Consider the following 17,098-nt stretch of genomic DNA (forward strand, 5'->3'; position numbering starts at 1 on the left):
TGCGCAGACGGTCGATCAGGATGTCATGGTCAACCCGGTCGAAGAATTTCTCCAGGTCAACGTCCACGACAACCCGCCGTCCGGACTGCACGAACGATTGCGCCGCCAGGACGGCATCGTGTGCACTCCTTCCAGGACGGAAGCCGTAGCTGTGCTGACTAAAAGTCGGATCAAGAATAGGCTGGAGGACTTGCAGGAGCGCCTGTTGGATCAGACGGTCCAGCACCCTGGGGATGCCAAGCTCGCGCTCGCCGCCCCCTTGGCTTCGGGATCATCACATATCCGGTTCCTGTCCATCGGCCCGCAGGTTCGATCCACGCTTCCTCCCCACGGTTGGTCACCCTTCCGCAGTTGCGCTTCACTTCGCTCGCTGTGACCAGCTTACGGTGGGACTTCCACCCACAAGAATGCGCCCATGCTGCGCGCACAACAAAAAGAGCCGTCGCCTAGGTCAGGCGACGGGCTTTCGTTCAATCCCTACGGAAAATCTTAGACGCCGCTCTGGCCGTCGGAGCCGATATAGGCGATGCGCAGCATGTTGGTGGCACCAGGTGTCCCGAGCGGCACGCCGGCCGAGATAATGATGCGGTCGCCCGGCTTGCCGAAGCCTTCATCGGCTACTATGCGGCAGGCACGGTTGACCATGTCGTCAAGGTCGGTCGCGTCATGCGTGACGACGCAGTGCAGGCCCCACACGATGGCAAGGCGGCGAGCCGTCTGGATGACAGGCGACAGCGCCAGGATCGGCACCTGCGGGCGCTCGCGCGAGGCGCGCAAGCCGGTTGTGCCTGACGAGGTATAACAGACGATGGCCGACAGGCGCAGCGTCTCGGCGATCTGCCGGGCCGCGAGCGAAATCGCGTCGGCGCCGGTTGCCTCCGGCTGCGCACGCTGCGCGTAGATAATACCAGGATAGTGCGGCTCGCGCTCGATGGCGCTGGCGATCGAGGCCATCGTCGAGACCGCTTCGACCGGGTAGTCACCCGAAGCGGATTCCGCCGATAGCATCACCGCATCGGCGCCTTCGAAGACGGCCGTGGCGACGTCGGACACCTCGGCGCGGGTCGGAACCGGCGCGGAGATCATCGATTCCAGCATCTGCGTCGCGACGACGACCGGCTTGCCCGAACGGCGGCAGGCGCGGATCAATTGCTTCTGGATGCCCGGCACGGATTCGAGCGGCATTTCGACGCCGAGGTCACCACGGGCGACCATGAGCGCGTCGGACAGCTCGATGATTTCCTCGATGCGCTCGATCGCCTGCGGCTTTTCGATCTTCGACATGATGCCGACACGGCCGCGCGCGATCTTGCGCACTTCAGCCAGATCTTCCGGGCGCTGCACGAAGGAGAGCGCGACCCAGTCGACATCGTCGGTTTCGAGAACAGCTGCCAGGTCGGTGCGGTCCTTGTCGGTCAGAACCCCGACGGTGAGCAGCGTGTCGGGAAGGCTGACGCCCTTGCGGTCGGAAATCTTCGTGCCGGAAATGACCGTCGTGACGATGCTCTTGCCGTCGCACTTTTCAGCGCGCAGGGCGAGCTTGCCGTCGTCGATCAGCAGGCGGTGACCGGGCTGCACCGATTCCAGAATTTCCGGATGCGGCAGGAACACGCGGGTGGCGTCGCCGGGAATGTCCTTGTTGTCGAGCGTGAAGGTGTCGCCTGGCTTCAGGTCGACCTTGCCTTCGGCGAACTTGCCGACGCGCAGCTTCGGGCCCTGCAGGTCGGCAAGGATGCCGATCGGACGGCCGGAGCGCGCTTCGACGGCGCGGATACGCTTGATCAGCGTGCGCATCACGTCATGGCTGGCGTGGCTCATGTTGATGCGAAAGACGTCGGCACCGGCCTGGTGCAGCTTCTCGATCATCGATTCCTCGGACGAGGCGGGTCCGAGGGTGGCGAGGATTTTAACTTTGCGGTTGCGCTTCATTGATTCGGGCTTTCTTGGGTGCCTGGGGTATCGGAAAGTTGAACCATCCAGCTGCCCTGGCGGCCCGTGTCATATTCCTTGAACCCCATCTTTTGATAGCCACGGGCGTAGCAATCATTGACTCCCGTGATCTTGAACTCGTTTTCCGCCACGCACATCTGCACGTCACCCGTCCATCGGCCTCCCCGGGCAGCGTCTTCGGCGTAGAGATAATAGTATCGGGACTGCAACTCCCCCTCGATCAGCGTCGCACAGGTCGTCGCCGGCACTTGCCACCAGCCTTCCGTCATCCAGCCATCCTTGGCTCGATATCCGATCGCCACGCCCACCAGATTCTGCGTTCCGTTGCACACACGGAAATCCGCGCGGGCCACATCGGCAATGAAGAACGGCGAGAACGCCGCAAGGACAAAAAGGGCAAAACGGGCAAGCGGCCCGGAACGCGTAAGGAAACTTGGCGCGGTCTGGATCAACACGACTTCCAATTGGCTCCCGGTTATTCGATGTTTGTGCTTTCTTGCGCTGCCTCCCGGCGAATGTCAACGCAATGCTAATCGATTATATCCTAGATGGCCGACCGTACTTCGGCCGGGCCGCAGCCTTTGCTTGCCAAGCGCGCTTGAACCCATCGGTGACGCGTGCGATCAAAGACGGCCCCGTAAACTGCGATCGACATTTCATCCATGAGCACTTTCAAATCATTTGAACTACTAGCCGGCGATCATGACAAAGGCATGGTGCTGCTCGGCGATCACGCGATGAATCGACTGCCGGAGCGCTATGGACGACTTGGCTTGCCGGACAATGCCTTCGAGCGCCACATCGCCTATGACATCGGCATCGAGGGACTTGTCAGGAACCTGTCGACGAGGCTCCGAGTGCCCGCCGTCCTGGGCGGCTTTTCGCGGTTGCTGATCGACCCGAACCGGGGCGAAGACGACCCCACGTTGATCATGAAGATATCGGACGGCGCGATCGTGCCGGGCAACCATCCGATCACCGTGGAGGAGTGGAATTACCGGATCGAAACGTTCCACCGGCCCTATCACAATGCCGTCAGCGAAACGATCGACAGAGTCGCCAACATGACCGGGAGCGCGCCGCTCGTTCTCTCGCTTCATTCCTACACGCCGGTCTGGAAACACTTTCCCCGCCCCTGGCACGCAGCCGTTCTGTGGGATACCGACAAGCGCGCAGTCGCCCCCCTGCTTGATTTGTTGCGCAGCGATCCCGATCTCGTGGTCGGTGACAACGAGCCTTACGACGGCGCGCTGAAGGGCGATACAATGTATCGACATTGCATGCTGACCGGCATTCCGCACGCGCTGCTCGAGGTACGCCAGGATCTGATCGGCGACGAGCCGCGTATTGCAGCGTGGGCGGACCGTCTAGCACCGATCTTCGAGACCATGAATGCCGATCCGGCACTGCACGAGTATAATGTGCATGTGTCGCGCACCGGTCCGTACGAATAAAGGAGACCGAGATGGCCGCCCTGACGAAACAACAACAGACCGAATTCGAGGCTGCGGCTTTTCGTCGCCTCGTGGAGCACCTGCGCGAGCGCGGCGATGTCCAGAACATCGATTTGATGAACCTTGCGGGCTTCTGCCGCAACTGCCTGTCCAACTGGTACCGCGAAGCAGCCGAGACGGACGGAGTTCCGCTCTCCAAAGACGAATCGCGCGAAATCGTCTACGGCATGCCGTATGACGATTGGAAGAACCTCCACCAGAACGACGCCTCGGCGGAGCAAAAAGCAGCGTTTGAGCTGAACAAGCCGCACAAATAATTCCTGTGCGGCTCGAATCAGCTTGACCCCGGACACGCTTCGCGGCAGTCAACGCCATCCGAATTTTCCCACCCCCAATCAGGAGAACACGATGTCTGATGCTCATGGCGTCGCCCGCGATCAGCTTCGCGCCTTTGTGGAGCGCATTGAACGCCTGGAAGAAGAAAAGAAGACCATCGCCGACGACATCAAGGACGTCTACGGCGAAGCCAAGGGCATGGGCTTCGATACCAAGATCCTCAAGAAGGTCGTTGCGCTGCGCAAAAAGGACGAGCAGGAACGCATGGAAGAGGACGCAATCCTCGACACCTATCTGCATGCACTCGGCATGATCGAAGCTCCGCCGGAAGGCTGATCGTTTCGCGCCTTACCTTCAAAGCCGCCGACATTCTCGGCGGCTTTTTTGTTTGCGATTGGATCGGGCAGAACTTATCTGCCGGCTTCCTTGGCCGCCTTCTCGATCACGTCAGCAACCTTTTTCGGCTGCGAGGCGAAGACCGCGTGACTGGACTTGATCTCGGTGACCACGCTGCCGGCACGCTTTGCCATGGTCCGCTCCAGTTCGGGGTTGATGGAGCGATCCTCGGTCGCCACGATGGACCAGCTCTTTTTCGTCCGCCAGGCAGGTTCCCCGACTTTGGTGCCAAAGACCTCTTTCGCAGCAAAGACCTGTGACTGCGCCACGAAGGCTGCTTCGGCCTTAGGCAGGTCGGCGGCAAAATCGGCGTGAAAGACGCTTGGATCGAGATAGAGATACTTGCCGTCCTTGGTTTCCTTGATGCCCTTTCCGGCCGGTGGCTTTGAGCCCGCAAGAGTAGCGACATCTTCGCCCTTGTCAGGCTGGAAGGCCGCCACATAGACAAGTCCCTCGACATGCGGGTTCCGGCCGGCTTCCGTAATGACCACGCCGCCATAGCTATGCCCGACCAGTAGCGTCGGCCCATCCTGCAGGTCCAGCACGCGGTTCGCCGCAGCGACGTCGTCGGCGAGCGAGGTCAGAGGTTCCTGTACGACCGTAACGTGAAAGCCGCGCCGCTCCAGGATTTCGGTGGCCTGGCGCCAGCCGGATCCGTCGGCGAAGGCGCCGTGAACAATGACGATGTTCTTGATGTCAGCGGCCTGGGCCGCAAAAGCGATGACGCTGGTGGCGAGTGCCAGTGCGAAGGTGGAAACGATACGGCGGTTCATGCGGTCACTCCTTTAATCTATGGGATGCCGGGCTTGAAATGGTCGGGAGGCGCGGCTGAGGTTGAAAACGTGGGTAATCTGGTCTGCGCGACGTATCGCTGATATGTCAGGCTCCATCGTGATATGTAACGCAGTGTAGGAAGCTCAACCCTGTGCAAATTTGCGTGGGAACGCTGCGCCCGCCGCCCTCGCCAATGCTCATAGAATAAGCATTGAAACAAATTGCTTGATTTTGAGGCGTCGTTCGCGCATTCAATGCCGCACAAGGGACTTCGACCTTGGCCTCAGAGATCATAGGGCAAGACAACCGCAGCATGGCACCTTTCGCGATATCAATGCCGACGCTATCTCATCTGACGCAAATGCCTGACGACCGGCGGTAGACCCCGTGGCCAACCGCTCTTCCAAGCCTGGTGACCTCAACGTGCTCGTCATCGACGAGAACAGCATCCGCGCGTCGATCATCGATGTTGGCCTGCGGGAGGCAGGCTACGACAACGTCACGATCATCGACGACATGAACAGCCTCGCGAGGCGTATCACGGAGATCAATCCCGACGTCATCGTCATCGACCTCGAGAACCCGAACCGCGACATGCTGGAAAGCATCTTCCAGATTTCCCGCGCGGTTAAGCGCCCCATTGCAATGTTCGTTGACAAGTCGGACGAGGCCTCCATCGAGGCCGCCGTCGAGGCCGGCGTCTCCGCCTATATCGTCGACGGCCTGAAGCAGGAGCGTGTCCGCCCGATCCTCAAGATGGCGATCAGCCGGTTCAATGCCTTCTCGCGCCTGAACCGCGAGTTGGAGGAAACGCGAGGCGAACTGGAAAACCGCAAGCTGATCGACCGCGCGAAGGGATTGCTGATGCGATCCCGTGGACTGAGCGAAGATGAGGCCTATGCGCTCATGCGGCGAACGGCCATGAACCAGAACAGAAAAATCGTCGAGATTGCCCAAAGCCTGATCACGGCTGCGAGCCTTCTGGATCCGGGAACCGACACATGACGAGCAGCCATCAGATCACCGCCGGCTTTCTGCCGCTTCTCGACAGCGCAATTCTGGTCGCCGCCAAGGAGAAGGGCTTTGCAGCGGAACAGGACATCGAGCTGAGGCTCGTGCGTGAACGCTCATGGGCGACGATTCGCGACCGGCTTGCGGTCAGCCATTTCGACGTGGCGCATATTCTCGGCCCCATGCCGATCGCCTGCAATCTCGGACTGACCGCGCCGGCGCCGCGTATGATCGTGCCGATGGCGCTTGGACTTGGCGGCAATGCCGTGACTGTCTCCGCCGACGTCTGGAGCGAGATGGCCGCATGCGGTGCCTCGCCCGATCTCGACGCCCACGCGAGCGGCCTTGCCCTGCGGCGCGTCATTGATAACAGGAACGGCGAGCGTCTGCGCTTCGGAGTCGTCCACCCCTATTCAGGTCATAACTACGAGCTGCGCTACTGGCTCTCCGCAAGCGGCATCGATCCCGACAAGGATGTGGAGATCGGCGTCCTGCCTCCGCCCGATATGGCGGACGCGCTGACATCAGGCCTCATCGACGGCTACTGCGCCGGCGAGCCATGGAACACACTCGGCGTGCTCCACAACCGCGCGCATCTGGCGACGGTGAAGGCCGCCATCTGGAAATCGAGCCCTGAAAAGGTGCTTGGCGTCAACAGCCGCTGGGCCGACGGGCATCCGGAAGCGCTCGCGGCCCTCCTGCGGGCGCTTTACACGGCCTCCCGCTGGTGCGCCGACATCCGCAATCACGAGGAGCTTGCCAAGCTGCTCGCGAAGCCCGCCTATGTCGATCGGCCTTTGGAAAGTCTGCTACCCGCATTGACCGGTCTGCTGCACATTGGCGGGAAGGAGACGCTGAGCATCAAGGACTTCTTTGTCCCCAATGCCAAGGCAGCGACGTTCCCTTGGAAGAGCCACGCCTTGTGGTTCTACACGCAGATGGTTCGCTGGGGGCACATCCGGCATACCGCAGAACACCAGCAGATCGCCAACGACACCTACAGGCCCGATATTTACCGAAGCGCCTTGAAGGCGCTTGATGTCTCGATGCCGGCGGCGAGTTCGAAGGTGGAGGGTGCGCTCAAGGTCGAGACGCCCGTCGGCTCGAGCGGCGCGCTAACCCTTGGGCCGGACGGCTTCTTCGACGGCGGCCTGTTCGATCCCGATGACGTCGACAGCTATATCGCGAGCCAAGCTCGCCGCTGAGCACGTGCTTATTTTATACGCATTGCACAAATTTTAGAGCGATTGTTGCACGTGCGTTGACACCGAAGACGTTCGCGGGATCTCCGCGACCAACGATTTTCATTCAAAAACAATAGCTTACTAAAACTGGCACGACCCTTGCTTTGTTATAAGCAGGCCAACGGGCCAAGAATTCCGCGTCCAACGACGGGCGCCCACAGCAAAGCCGCTGATCAGGATATCTCGCGCACGTCTAGTGAAAGCGCGCCCTGACCAGCGGTTTTTTGTTTTTAACCCCTAGCGATGGATAGGCACGACCTTGTCGGGCCCCGGAGAAGCCATGTCTGTTATCAGGAACACGCAGTCAATGTCCGCCGGCGAACCAGCCAAAGCATTGTGGATGTCCACGATTGCCTTCACCCTCTGTTTTGCCGTCTGGACGATCTTCGCGATCATCGGCATCCGCATCAAACAGGATCTCGGCCTGAACGAAGCCGAGTTCGGATTGTTGGTCGGCACGCCCGTTCTGACCGGTTCGCTTGTCCGTATCGTCCTTGGCATCTGGACCGGCCGTTATGGCGGCCGCCTCGTCTACACGCTCACCATGTTGGCTGCTGCCCTGGCGACCTTCCTCCTCTCCTATGCCCAGACCTACACGCAGATGCTGATCGCCGGCCTCGGCGTCGGCCTTGCCGGCGGCTCCTTCGCAGTCGGCGTCGCCTATGTCTCGCCCTTCTTCCCGCCTCAAAAGCAGGGAACGGCGCTCGGCATCTTCGGTGCCGGCAACGTCGGCGCCGCAGTGACCAAATTCGCGGCACCCTTCGTCTTGATCGCCTGGGGCTGGCAGGCGGTTGCTCAGATCTGGGCGGTCGGCCTGGCATTAATGGCAATCGTCTTCTGGTTCACCACAACGGATGATCCGGCCTTCCGCCTTCGCCGCGAGGGCAAGGTTGCCTCCAAGAGCCTGGCACAGGAATTCGCGCCGCTGAAAAACGTCCAGGTCTGGCGTTTCTCCCTCTACTACTTCTTCGCCTTCGGCGGTTTCGTTGCACTGTCGCTGTGGCTGCCCCGCTATCTGGTCGGTGTTTACGGCTTCAATCTAGCAACTGCAGGCATGGTCGCAGCCGCTTATTCCATTCCGGGCAGCATCTTTCGTGCGTTCGGCGGTGTTGTCTCCGACAAGAAGGGCGCCCGCAGCGTGATGTATGTGATGTTCGCCGTCGCAGCTGTCGCGACACTCATCCTGTCACTCCCGGCTGCCGGCGCAAGCGCAACGGTCGGCATCACGCCTGCGGTCTTCATCGTCGTCATCTTCGCTCTCGGCTTCGTCATGAGCCTCGGCAAGGCCGCCGTCTACAAGCACATCCCGGCCTACTACCCTGAAAGCGTCGGCGCCGTTGGCGGCATCGTCGGCATGATGGGCGGCCTTGGCGGCTTCATCCTGCCGATCGCCTTCGGCTTTCTCAAGGATATGACCGGCCTCTGGTCGAGCTGCTTCATGCTGCTCTTTGCGATCGTGATCATTTCGCTGGTCTGGATGCACCTGTCGGTCAAGCAACTCGACCGCCGTGGCCTCTCCGCCCAAGCCGTCGCTGCCACCTGATCTGAGGACCTAAAACCATGACTGAGAAGCTTGTCATCATCGGCAACGGCATGGCGCCCGGGCGCATGCTCGAGCACCTGTTCGAAAGGACGCCGGGCCAATATCAGGTCACGATCTTCAACGCCGAGCCGCGCGTCAACTACGACCGCATCATGCTCTCGCCGGTTCTGTCCGGCGAAAAGGACTACGAAGAGATCATCATCCACGGCGATGGATGGTACATCAAGCACGGCATCACCCTCTACAAGGGCCACAAGATCATCATGATCGACCGTGCGGCCAAGACGGTCACATCGGATCACGGCGTCACGGAAAGCTACGACAAGCTGGTGATCGCCACCGGCTCCGTGCCCTTCATCATTCCCGTGCCCGGCAAGGATCTGCCCGGCGTCATCACCTATCGCGACCTCGACGACGTGCAGGCGATGCTGCTCGCCGCCCAGTCTCGCGAGAAAGCGATCGTCATCGGCGGCGGCCTGCTCGGCCTTGAAGCGGCGGCCGGCCTTGCCTCTCGCGGCATGGACGTCACTGTCCTGCATGTCATGCCGACACTGATGGAGCGCCAGCTCGATCCTGCTGCCGGCTATCTCCTGCAGAAGGCCGTGGAAGAGCGAGGCATCAAGGTCATCTGCAAGGCCAATACCAAGGCCATCATCGGTAACGGCAAGGTCGAGGGCATCGAGCTCGACGACGGCCGTATCATTCCGGCGACCCTCGTCGTCATGGCGGTCGGCATCCGCCCGAGCGTTGGGCTCGCCAAGGACGCCGGCATTGCCGTCAACCGCGGCATCGTCGTCGATGACGGCATGCTGACCTCGGACGGCAGCATCATGGCGCTCGGCGAATGCGCCGAAGTCGGCGGCATGGTCTACGGCCTTGTCGCTCCGCTTTACGAGATGGCCCGCGTCGCCGCCTCGCATCTATCCGGCGACCGTTCCGCTGCCTTCGTGCATTCCGACACGCCGACCAAGCTCAAAGTGACAGGTATCGAGCTCTTCTCGCTCGGTGACTTCGCCGATGGCGACGACCGAGAGGAAATCGTGCTGCGCGACGCCTCAGCCGGCGTCTATAAGCGCCTCGTGTTGAAGGACAACAGGATCATCGGCACCGTGCTCTACGGCGAAACCGCCGACGGCGCCTGGTTCAACGATCTGAAAAAGAAACGGACCGATATCAAGGAGATGCGCGAAACGCTGATCTTTGGTCAGGCCTACCAGGGAGGGTCGCCGCTGGACCCTATGGCGGCCGTTGCAGCCTTGCCGGATGACGCGGAAATCTGTGGCTGCAACGGCGTATGCAAGGGCAAGATCACGTCGACGATCACGTCCAAAGGCCTGACGTCGCTGGACGACGTGCGCGCCCACACCAAGGCGTCCGCCTCCTGCGGCTCCTGCACCGGCCTCGTTGAAAAGCTGATGACGCTGACGCTTGGCGACAGCTACAACCCGGCCGCCGTCACGCCGATGTGCACCTGCACCGAACTCAGCCATGACGACGTCCGCCGCCTCATCAAGGCCAAGGGTCTGAAGAGCATCCCTGCCGTCATGCAGGAGCTCGAATGGAAGACGTCGTGCGGTTGCGCCAAGTGTCGCCCGGCTCTCAACTACTACCTCGTCTGCGACTGGCCGGACGAATATGCCGACGACTACCAGTCGCGCTTCATCAACGAACGCGTCCACGCCAACATCCAGAAGGACGGCACCTATTCCGTCGTTCCGCGCATGTGGGGCGGCGTGACGAACTCCAACGAACTGCGCGCCATCGCTGATGTCGTCGACAAGTTCGAAATCCCGATGGTGAAGGTGACGGGCGGCCAGCGCATCGACCTGCTCGGCATCGAGAAGGAAGACCTGCCGGCTGTCTGGGCCGATCTCGGCAAGGCAGGATTCGTTTCCGGACAGGCCTATGCCAAGGGCCTGCGCACGGTGAAGACCTGCGTCGGCTCCGATTGGTGCCGCTTCGGCACGCAGGACTCCACCGGCCTCGGCATCCGCATCGAGAAGTTCATGTGGGGCTCCTGGACGCCGGCGAAGCTGAAGCTCGCCGTCTCCGGCTGCCCGCGCAACTGCGCCGAAGCGACCTGCAAGGATATAGGCGTCATCTGCGTCGACTCGGGTTTCGAGATCCACTTCGCCGGCGCCGCCGGCCTCGACATCAAGGGCACGGAGGTCCTCGGCCTCGTCAGGACCGAGGACGAGGCGCTGGAGCATATCGTGGCGCTAACACAGATGTATCGCGAGCAGGCCCGCTATCTCGAGCGCATCTACAAGTGGGCAAAGCGCGTCGGCTTGGAGGAAATACGCCGCCAGATCATGGGCGACGCCGACAAGCGCGAGGCTTACTACGATCGCTTCGTCTTCTCCCAGAAATTCGCCCAGGTCGATCCCTGGTCGGAGCGCGTCTCCGGCAAGGACAAGCATGAGTTCAAGCCGATGGCGACCATCGGTTACCCGCAGGCCGCTGAGTAAGGAGATGGATATGAACTGGATTTCAATCGGCGACATCTCCGACATTCCGCTGCGGGGCGCTCGCTGCGTGAAGACACCCCAGGGAAAGATCGCCGTCTTCCGAACGGCCGAAAACGAGGTCTTCGCCATCGAGGACCACTGCCCGCACAAGGGCGGGCCGCTCTCCCAGGGCATCGTCCATGCCAAGGCCGTCACCTGCCCGTTGCACAACTGGGTGATCTCGCTCGAAACCGGCAAGGCGCTCGGCGCCGATGAGGGCGAAGTGCGGACCATTCCCGTCCGCAACGAGGACGGCGCCCTCTACATCGCGCTCGAAAGCCTGATGATGGCAGCCGAATGATGCAGAAAGAGGTCAAGACAACCTGTCCCTATTGCGGTGTCGGCTGCGGCGTCATCGCCAAGCTCGCGGAAGACGGCAAGGTGTCCGTCAAGGGCGACCCGGACCATCCCTCCAACTTCGGGCGGCTGTGCTCGAAGGGCTCGGCGCTCGGAGAAACCGTCGATCTCGACGGGCGCATCCTCCATCCGGAAATTGCGGGGGAGCGGGCGGAATGGGGACAGGCGCTTGACCTCGTCGCGCAACGATTTTCCGATGCCATCGCCGAGCACGGCCCCGATTCCGTTGCTTTCTATGTGTCCGGCCAGCTGCTGACCGAGGACTACTATATCGCCAACAAGCTGATGAAGGGCTTCATCGGTTCGGCCAACATCGACACCAATTCGCGGCTCTGTATGTCGTCCTCCGTCGCCGGTCACCGCCGCGCCTTCGGCTCGGACACAGTGCCGGGTACCTACGAAGACATCGAGCTCGCCGATCTGGTGATCCTCACCGGCTCGAACCTCGCCTGGTGCCATCCGGTCATCTACCAGCGGCTGGCGGTGGCCAAGGCCGCGCGCCCCGGCATGAAGGTCGTCGTCATCGATCCCCGGCGGACGATGACATCAGATATCGCCGACCTGCATCTCGCCATCCGCCCGGACAGCGATGTTGCCCTTTTCGTCGGCCTTTTCGAACACCTGATCGCAAGCAACGCCATCGACCAGAACTACGTCGCCGAACATACCAACGGCTTTGCGGAGGCCTTTACGGCTGCCACAGGCGTCTCCTTCAACGAGGTGCTTGATATGACCGGCCTGCCGGCCATGCAGCTTCGCGAATTCTACCGCCTCTTTGCCACGACCGAGAAGGTCGTCACCTGCTACAGCCAGGGCGTCAACCAGTCCTCATCTGGCACCGACAAGGTCAACGCCATCATCAACTGTCATCTCGCCACCGGCCGCATCGGCCGGCCGGGCATGGGCCCGTTCTCGCTCACCGGCCAGCCGAATGCGATGGGTGGTCGCGAAGTCGGTGGGCTTGCCAACATGCTTGCCGCCCACATGGCCATCGAAAATGCCGAGGACCGCGACCGTGTCCAGCGCTTCTGGAATGCGCCGGCCATTGCGCAAAAGCCGGGCCTGAAGGCCGTCGACATGTTCAGGGCTGTCGCCGACGGCCGCATCAAGGCGCTCTGGATCATGGCGACCAACCCGGTTGTTTCCATGCCGGATGCCGACGCCGTCGAGGCCGCCATCAAGGCTTGTCCCTTCGTCGTGGTCTCCGATGTCCTGAAAAGCACAGACACCGCCCGTCACGCCCATGTCCTTCTGCCCTCGCTCGGCTGGGGTGAGAAGAGCGGCACTGTCACCAACTCCGAGCGCCGCATCTCCCGCCAGCGCCCCTTCCTCGATGCACCGGGAGAGGCCCGCGCCGACTGGTGGCAGCTTGCCGAAGTGGCGCGTCGCATGGATTTTGCCCAAGCCTTCGACTTCAGCTCCAATGCCGAAATCTTCGACGAGCACGCCGCTCTCTCCGCCTTCGAGAACAACGGTCGTCGCGACTTTGATATCGGCGCATACGTCGGCTTGAACCATCAGTCGTACGACGAACTCCCCCCTTTCCAGTGGCCACAGCCCGCAGGCCACAACGCGACCGAGACCCGCTTCTTCGCCAAGGGCGGCTTCTACCACGCCGACGGCAAGGCACGTTTCATCGCCGTCGAACCGGTCGCCTCGGATCGCACCAGCGCCGACTATCCCTTCACACTGAACACCGGCCGTATCCGCGACCAGTGGCACACGATGACCCGGACGGGCAAAAGTGCGCGGCTCTCCTCGCACATCGCCGAGCCCTTCGCAGAGCTTCATCCGCGCGACGCCATCGAGATCCGCGTCGGCAATGCCGGCCTCGTCGAAATCGAAAGCCCTCACGGCAAAGCCGTGGTTCGGGCCCTGATCACCGAGCGCCAGGCGCGCGGCAGCATTTTCGTACCGATGCACTGGAACGATCAGTTCGCCGCGAAGGCACGCATCGACGCCGTCGTCGCACCCTTGACCGACGCAATCTCCGGCCAGCCGGCATCGAAGAATGGTGCGGTTGCTGCTCGACGCTTCAAAGCGGCGCGCTACGGCTTTGCCGTTTCCGCAGCCAAGCCTGATCACCTCGATGCCGCCTATTGGGCGCTGGCAAAGGCCGAAGGCGGCTGGCGAGTGGAGCTCGCCTTCGACCAGCCGGTCGAGGACTGGTGCACGTGGTGCCGCAGCACCTTCGCTATTCCCGAGGGCGTCGAGCCGCTTGGTTACGCCGACCAGCAATCCGGCGATCTGAGGCTTGCCTTCTTTGGCGGCCAGCGACTGCTTGCCGCCTTGTTCCTGGCGCGCGAACCGGTGGCTGTTGCGCGCAACTGGGCGATCTCGCAGCTCACCGCCGAGCACACCAATCTGCGCAAGCGCTTCGCTCTCGTTGCCGGTCGCCCGGGCGCAGACAAGCCCGATCCGGGTGCCACCGTCTGCTCCTGCTTCGGCGTCGGCGTCAACCAGATCGTCGCCGCTGTAGGCGGCGGCTGCCACAGCGTCGAAGCCGTCGGCAAGGAACTCAATGCCGGAACCAACTGCGGCTCGTGCCGCGCCGAAATCAGGGGGATCATCGATGGATGTCTTGCAGCAGCCGCGGAATGAAGCACCCGCCCGCATGGAACCGCTTGCCAAGCTGCCGGTGTTCTGGGCACTTGAATCCAAGCGCGTGATCGTCGCCGGCGGATCCGATGCCGCCGCCTGGAAAGCCGAGCTTCTCGCTGCCTGCGGCGCGCAGGTGCATGTCTACGCCGACGCGCTTTCCGACACTTTCGAGAAGCTGATCTCGCGCGGCGCCGAGCATCCTCGGGGCAGTTTCGTCCGTCACTGCCATGGATGGAATGAAACCATCTTCGCCGCCGCGGCCATCGCCATCGCCGACTGTGAGGAAGAGGACGAGGCGAAAGCCTTCTTCGACGCCGCCCGCATGGCCGGCGTCCCAGTCAACGTCATAGACAAGCCTGCCTTCTGCCAGTTCCAGTTCGGCTCCATCGTCAATCGCTCACCCGTCGTCGTCTCGATCTCGACGGATGGCGCCGCCCCGATCCTCGCCCAGGCGATCCGGCGTCGCATCGAGACATTGCTGCCTTGGACACTGAAGGGTTGGGCTGAACTCGCTCAGACAATGCGCGACCGGGTCAATGAACGACTGACTCCCGGCCCACTCCGCCGCGCCTTTTGGGAGCGATTTGTCGATCGCGCCTTTTCAAGTTCGGATACGCCGGAGGAGGGCGTCGGCGGGCTGCTTCTCGAGGAGGCCGACAGGCTTCGGGAAGCGCCCGCCCACTGCTCGCGCGGTCGCGTGACGCTGGTCGGCGCCGGCCCGGGTGATGCGGAGCTTCTGACGTTGAAGGCCGTCCGCGCCCTGCAAGCCGCGGACGTGATCCTCTTCGACGACCTGGTTTCTTCAGAGGTTCTGGAGCTTGCCCGGCGAGAAGCCAAGCGCATGTTGGTTGGCAAGCGCGGTGGCCGCACAAGCTGCCGCCAGGAAGACATCAACGCCATGATGGTGAAGCTCGCCAAATCAGGCAAGCGGGTCGTACGGCTGAAGTCCGGCGATCCGATGATCTTCGGCCGCGCCGGCGAAGAGATTGCCCATCTCGATCGCGAAAACATCCCCGTCGATGTCATCCCCGGCATAACAGCTGCAAGCGCCATGGCGTCCCGCCTCGGGATTTCGCTGACGCATCGCAACCATGCCCAATCCGTCCGCTTCATCACCGGCCATTCTCGTCATGGCGGCCTGCCGATCGATGTCGACTGGGCCGCTGTCGCCGATCCGCACACCACAGCTGTCTTCTACATGGGTGGCAGGACGGCACCGCTCATCGCCGACCGGTTGATCGAGGAAGGCCTGCCGCCGGAAACGCCGGCCATCATCATCAGCGACGTGAGCCGTTCGACCGAACGTGACTGGAGCGGCACGCTCGCAACCATCCCTGAGGGAATTGCGGCGATCGGCTACGACAATCCGGTACTGATTGCGGTCGGCACTGCGCTTGCAGCACGCCTGAACGTTCGCGACACGAACGGTTTCGACGGTGATCATCGTTTGGTCAGGGGTGCGCGCTGATGCAGCTCCACACGATCGCCCCCGCCCTCCTCGTTCTTGCCATTGCCTTGAGCTGGCCGCCCTTCAGCAGCATCTTTCGCGGCGAAACACAGGCCGCGGTGGCAACTGCGCCGCTGACCATGATCGCCAGCGCCGTCAGCCTTTCCGCTCTCGGATTGGCCTTCGCCGGCAACGGACCATGGCTCGGCATGCTGATCGCGGCGCTAGGCCTGCTTCTCGGCTGGACTATGCGCACGCCGGCGCCGCCGTTTGCCATCTCGCTTTCCGCGCTTAGTCTGGCCGCATACCTGCAGTTCGGACCGCCCACTCTCTTCTAGCCGAAATTCAGGCCGCGATCCGCGCCGTCCGTTCCGGCAGCATGTGGGCCGTGGCGCTTAGCAGGTCCGTCTGCGAGATGAGCCCGACGACATGGCCGGTGGGATCGACGATGACAACGGCGTGGGTGCGCCCGTCCGTCAAGACGGGCAACAGACTGACGGCCGGCGCATCCGGAGGAGCGGTTGCCGCCGTCACGATATGGCCGGCAACCTGCTCGGCCTGCATCAATTCGCGCAGCCCGACCGTGCCGATCAATCGCCCACTGCCATCCTTAACGGGCAGCGTGCGGATGTTGTGCTTCAAAAGCAGCGCGCGCGCCTCCTCCGCCGTGGCGTTCTCCCCGACCGCAATCACATCACGCGACATGATGTCGGCGCAGCTGACGGTGCCATGGGAACGAACGGCAGCCTCCACCTCGACCTGCCGCAGCAAGCGGCTCAGGTCGCCGCGGTCGATATCGAACGTTTCCTCGAACTTCGCCAGCGCCGCGTCGACGTCTTCCTCGCGGAAGCCTATCCGTGTCACGGACGGCGGATCGATCGTCTGATGCGTATTGACCGGCGCCGGCACGGCGACGTGCGGATAGTTTCGCCGTCCCAGTTTATGGAAAACAATGCCGAGCGCCACCAGGATGCAGGAATTCAGCGCCACCGGCACAAAGGGGAAAAGCAGCCCCCAGCTCGCTACCGCCGGGCCGCCCAGCACGGCGGTCAGCGCCGCGGCGCCACCCGGCGGGTGAAGGCAGCGGGTGAACGACATTGCGCCGATCGCCAACGAGACGCCGACGCCGATCGCGATGATCGGTTCATGAATGAAGTGCGCGGCGAGAATGCCCATCATCGCCGAAATCGTGTTACCGCCGATGATCGACCAGGGCTGTGCCAGCGGACTTGCCGGCACGGCGAAAAGCAGCACGGCCGAAGCCCCCATCGGCGCGACGATTAGCGGCAGGTGCGGGCCCTGGCCGAAGAAGTAGCCACAGACCATGCCTGTCAGCGCGATCGCAATCAGCGCGCCAAGGCAGGCAAGCATGCGCTCACGGAGCGTGGCGCCGGCGAGGATCGGCGAAAACAAGTGGCGGCCGAGGGCCTTGAGAGTGCTGGAATCTGACATGACGAACCGACAGTTTGTGAAACGAA

Annotated in this window: 15 protein-coding genes and 1 pseudogene; 11 read left to right on the forward strand and 5 right to left on the reverse strand. The window is 62.4% G+C overall.

Annotated elements, in window-relative coordinates; translation table 11 throughout:
* The 3 genes and pseudogenes from AS026_RS40540 to AS026_RS26780 form a co-directional block, all read right to left on the reverse strand.
* Nucleotides 1-278 (reverse strand): annotated as a pseudogene (locus AS026_RS40540) (reverse transcriptase domain-containing protein); the annotation flags it as partial.
* Nucleotides 279-489: 211 nt separating this feature from the next.
* Nucleotides 490-1,929 (reverse strand): pyruvate kinase, encoded by a 1,440-nt coding sequence (gene pyk, locus AS026_RS26775; protein ID WP_018860297.1) that lies wholly within the window; start codon nt 1,927-1,929, stop codon nt 490-492.
* A complete protein-coding gene (locus AS026_RS26780; protein ID WP_025658050.1) occupies nt 1,926-2,414 on the reverse strand; it encodes a DUF1036 domain-containing protein in 489 nt (162 codons plus the stop codon). Before AS026_RS26780 ends, pyk begins: the two co-directional genes overlap by 4 nt.
* 198 nt (nt 2,415-2,612) lie before the next feature.
* Here AS026_RS26780 and AS026_RS26785 point away from each other — a divergent pair, with 198 nt between their 5' ends.
* From AS026_RS26785 to AS026_RS26795, 3 genes are all read left to right on the forward strand, one after another.
* Nucleotides 2,613-3,404: an N-formylglutamate amidohydrolase gene (locus AS026_RS26785; protein ID WP_062372999.1), complete on the forward strand. Its 792-nt coding sequence runs from the start codon at nt 2,613-2,615 to the stop codon at nt 3,402-3,404.
* 11 nt (nt 3,405-3,415) lie between these two features.
* Complete coding sequence (locus tag AS026_RS26790) at nt 3,416-3,721, forward strand: DUF1244 domain-containing protein (RefSeq protein WP_062373002.1); 306 nt, start codon at nt 3,416-3,418, stop codon at nt 3,719-3,721.
* Nucleotides 3,722-3,812: 91 nt separating this feature from the next.
* Nucleotides 3,813-4,076: a DUF2312 domain-containing protein gene (locus AS026_RS26795; protein ID WP_007527482.1), complete on the forward strand. Its 264-nt coding sequence runs from the start codon at nt 3,813-3,815 to the stop codon at nt 4,074-4,076.
* A 74-nt stretch (nt 4,077-4,150) separates the two neighbouring features.
* Here AS026_RS26795 and AS026_RS26800 read toward each other — a convergent pair whose 3' ends face one another.
* Nucleotides 4,151-4,909 carry an alpha/beta hydrolase gene (locus tag AS026_RS26800; RefSeq protein ID WP_062373005.1) on the reverse strand — a complete coding sequence of 253 codons (759 nt, stop codon included), beginning with the start codon at nt 4,907-4,909 and terminating at the stop codon, nt 4,151-4,153.
* A 388-nt stretch (nt 4,910-5,297) separates the two neighbouring features.
* Here AS026_RS26800 and AS026_RS26805 point away from each other — a divergent pair, with 388 nt between their 5' ends.
* The 8 genes from AS026_RS26805 (at nt 5,298) to AS026_RS26840 (ending at nt 15,958) form a co-directional block, all read left to right on the forward strand.
* Nucleotides 5,298-5,915 (forward strand): ANTAR domain-containing response regulator, encoded by a 618-nt coding sequence (locus AS026_RS26805; protein WP_062373008.1) that lies wholly within the window; start codon nt 5,298-5,300, stop codon nt 5,913-5,915.
* Complete coding sequence (locus tag AS026_RS26810; RefSeq protein ID WP_062373010.1) at nt 5,912-7,126, forward strand: CmpA/NrtA family ABC transporter substrate-binding protein; 1,215 nt, start codon at nt 5,912-5,914, stop codon at nt 7,124-7,126. The genes AS026_RS26805 and AS026_RS26810 overlap by 4 nt, the downstream gene beginning before the upstream one ends.
* Before the next feature lie 319 nt (nt 7,127-7,445).
* Complete coding sequence (locus tag AS026_RS26815) at nt 7,446-8,708, forward strand: MFS transporter (RefSeq protein WP_025658044.1); 1,263 nt, start codon at nt 7,446-7,448, stop codon at nt 8,706-8,708.
* A gap of 17 nt (nt 8,709-8,725) precedes the next feature.
* Entirely contained in the window at nt 8,726-11,176 is a 2,451-nt protein-coding gene (gene nirB, locus AS026_RS26820; RefSeq protein WP_062373014.1) for a nitrite reductase large subunit NirB, read from the forward strand.
* A gap of 4 nt (nt 11,177-11,180) precedes the next feature.
* Nucleotides 11,181-11,516, forward strand: coding sequence for a nitrite reductase small subunit NirD (gene nirD / locus AS026_RS26825; protein WP_025658043.1), 336 nt, complete (start codon nt 11,181-11,183; stop codon nt 11,514-11,516).
* Nucleotides 11,516-14,173: a nitrate reductase gene (locus AS026_RS26830; RefSeq protein WP_062373105.1), complete on the forward strand. Its 2,658-nt coding sequence runs from the start codon at nt 11,516-11,518 to the stop codon at nt 14,171-14,173. The genes nirD and AS026_RS26830 overlap by 1 nt, the downstream gene beginning before the upstream one ends.
* A complete protein-coding gene (gene cysG / locus AS026_RS26835) occupies nt 14,145-15,641 on the forward strand; it encodes a siroheme synthase CysG (protein ID WP_062373018.1) in 1,497 nt (498 codons plus the stop codon). Before AS026_RS26830 ends, cysG begins: the two co-directional genes overlap by 29 nt.
* Entirely contained in the window at nt 15,641-15,958 is a 318-nt protein-coding gene (locus AS026_RS26840; RefSeq protein ID WP_018860284.1) for a hypothetical protein, read from the forward strand. The genes cysG and AS026_RS26840 overlap by 1 nt, the downstream gene beginning before the upstream one ends.
* Nucleotides 15,959-15,965: 7 nt before the next feature.
* Here the strand turns inward: AS026_RS26840 and AS026_RS26845 are convergent, their stop codons facing one another.
* Nucleotides 15,966-17,072 (reverse strand): HPP family protein, encoded by a 1,107-nt coding sequence (locus AS026_RS26845; RefSeq protein WP_062373022.1) that lies wholly within the window; start codon nt 17,070-17,072, stop codon nt 15,966-15,968.
* Between the last annotated feature and the right edge of the window lie 26 nt (nt 17,073-17,098).

The sequence above is a fragment of the Rhizobium altiplani genome, from assembly GCF_001542405.1.
GTDB lineage: Bacteria > Pseudomonadota > Alphaproteobacteria > Rhizobiales > Rhizobiaceae > Rhizobium > Rhizobium altiplani.

Excerpts from the sequence above, each read along its gene's own strand:
- pyk (WP_018860297.1), bottom strand. The coding sequence starts at position 1,929 with ATGAAGCGCAACCGCAAAGTTAAAATCCTCGCCACCCTCGGACCCGCC.
- AS026_RS26785 (WP_062372999.1), top strand. The coding sequence starts at position 2,613 with ATGAGCACTTTCAAATCATTTGAACTACTAGCCGGCGATCATGACAAA.
- AS026_RS26790 (WP_062373002.1), top strand. The coding sequence starts at position 3,416 with ATGGCCGCCCTGACGAAACAACAACAGACCGAATTCGAGGCTGCGGCT.
- AS026_RS26795 (WP_007527482.1), top strand. The coding sequence starts at position 3,813 with ATGTCTGATGCTCATGGCGTCGCCCGCGATCAGCTTCGCGCCTTTGTG.
- AS026_RS26800 (WP_062373005.1), bottom strand. The coding sequence starts at position 4,909 with ATGAACCGCCGTATCGTTTCCACCTTCGCACTGGCACTCGCCACCAGC.
- AS026_RS26810 (WP_062373010.1), top strand. The coding sequence starts at position 5,912 with ATGACGAGCAGCCATCAGATCACCGCCGGCTTTCTGCCGCTTCTCGAC.
- AS026_RS26815 (WP_025658044.1), top strand. The coding sequence starts at position 7,446 with ATGTCTGTTATCAGGAACACGCAGTCAATGTCCGCCGGCGAACCAGCC.
- nirB (WP_062373014.1), top strand. The coding sequence starts at position 8,726 with ATGACTGAGAAGCTTGTCATCATCGGCAACGGCATGGCGCCCGGGCGC.
- nirD (WP_025658043.1), top strand. The coding sequence starts at position 11,181 with ATGGATATGAACTGGATTTCAATCGGCGACATCTCCGACATTCCGCTG.
- AS026_RS26830 (WP_062373105.1), top strand. The coding sequence starts at position 11,516 with ATGCAGAAAGAGGTCAAGACAACCTGTCCCTATTGCGGTGTCGGCTGC.
- cysG (WP_062373018.1), top strand. The coding sequence starts at position 14,145 with ATGGATGTCTTGCAGCAGCCGCGGAATGAAGCACCCGCCCGCATGGAA.
- AS026_RS26840 (WP_018860284.1), top strand. The coding sequence starts at position 15,641 with ATGCAGCTCCACACGATCGCCCCCGCCCTCCTCGTTCTTGCCATTGCC.
- AS026_RS26845 (WP_062373022.1), bottom strand. The coding sequence starts at position 17,072 with ATGTCAGATTCCAGCACTCTCAAGGCCCTCGGCCGCCACTTGTTTTCG.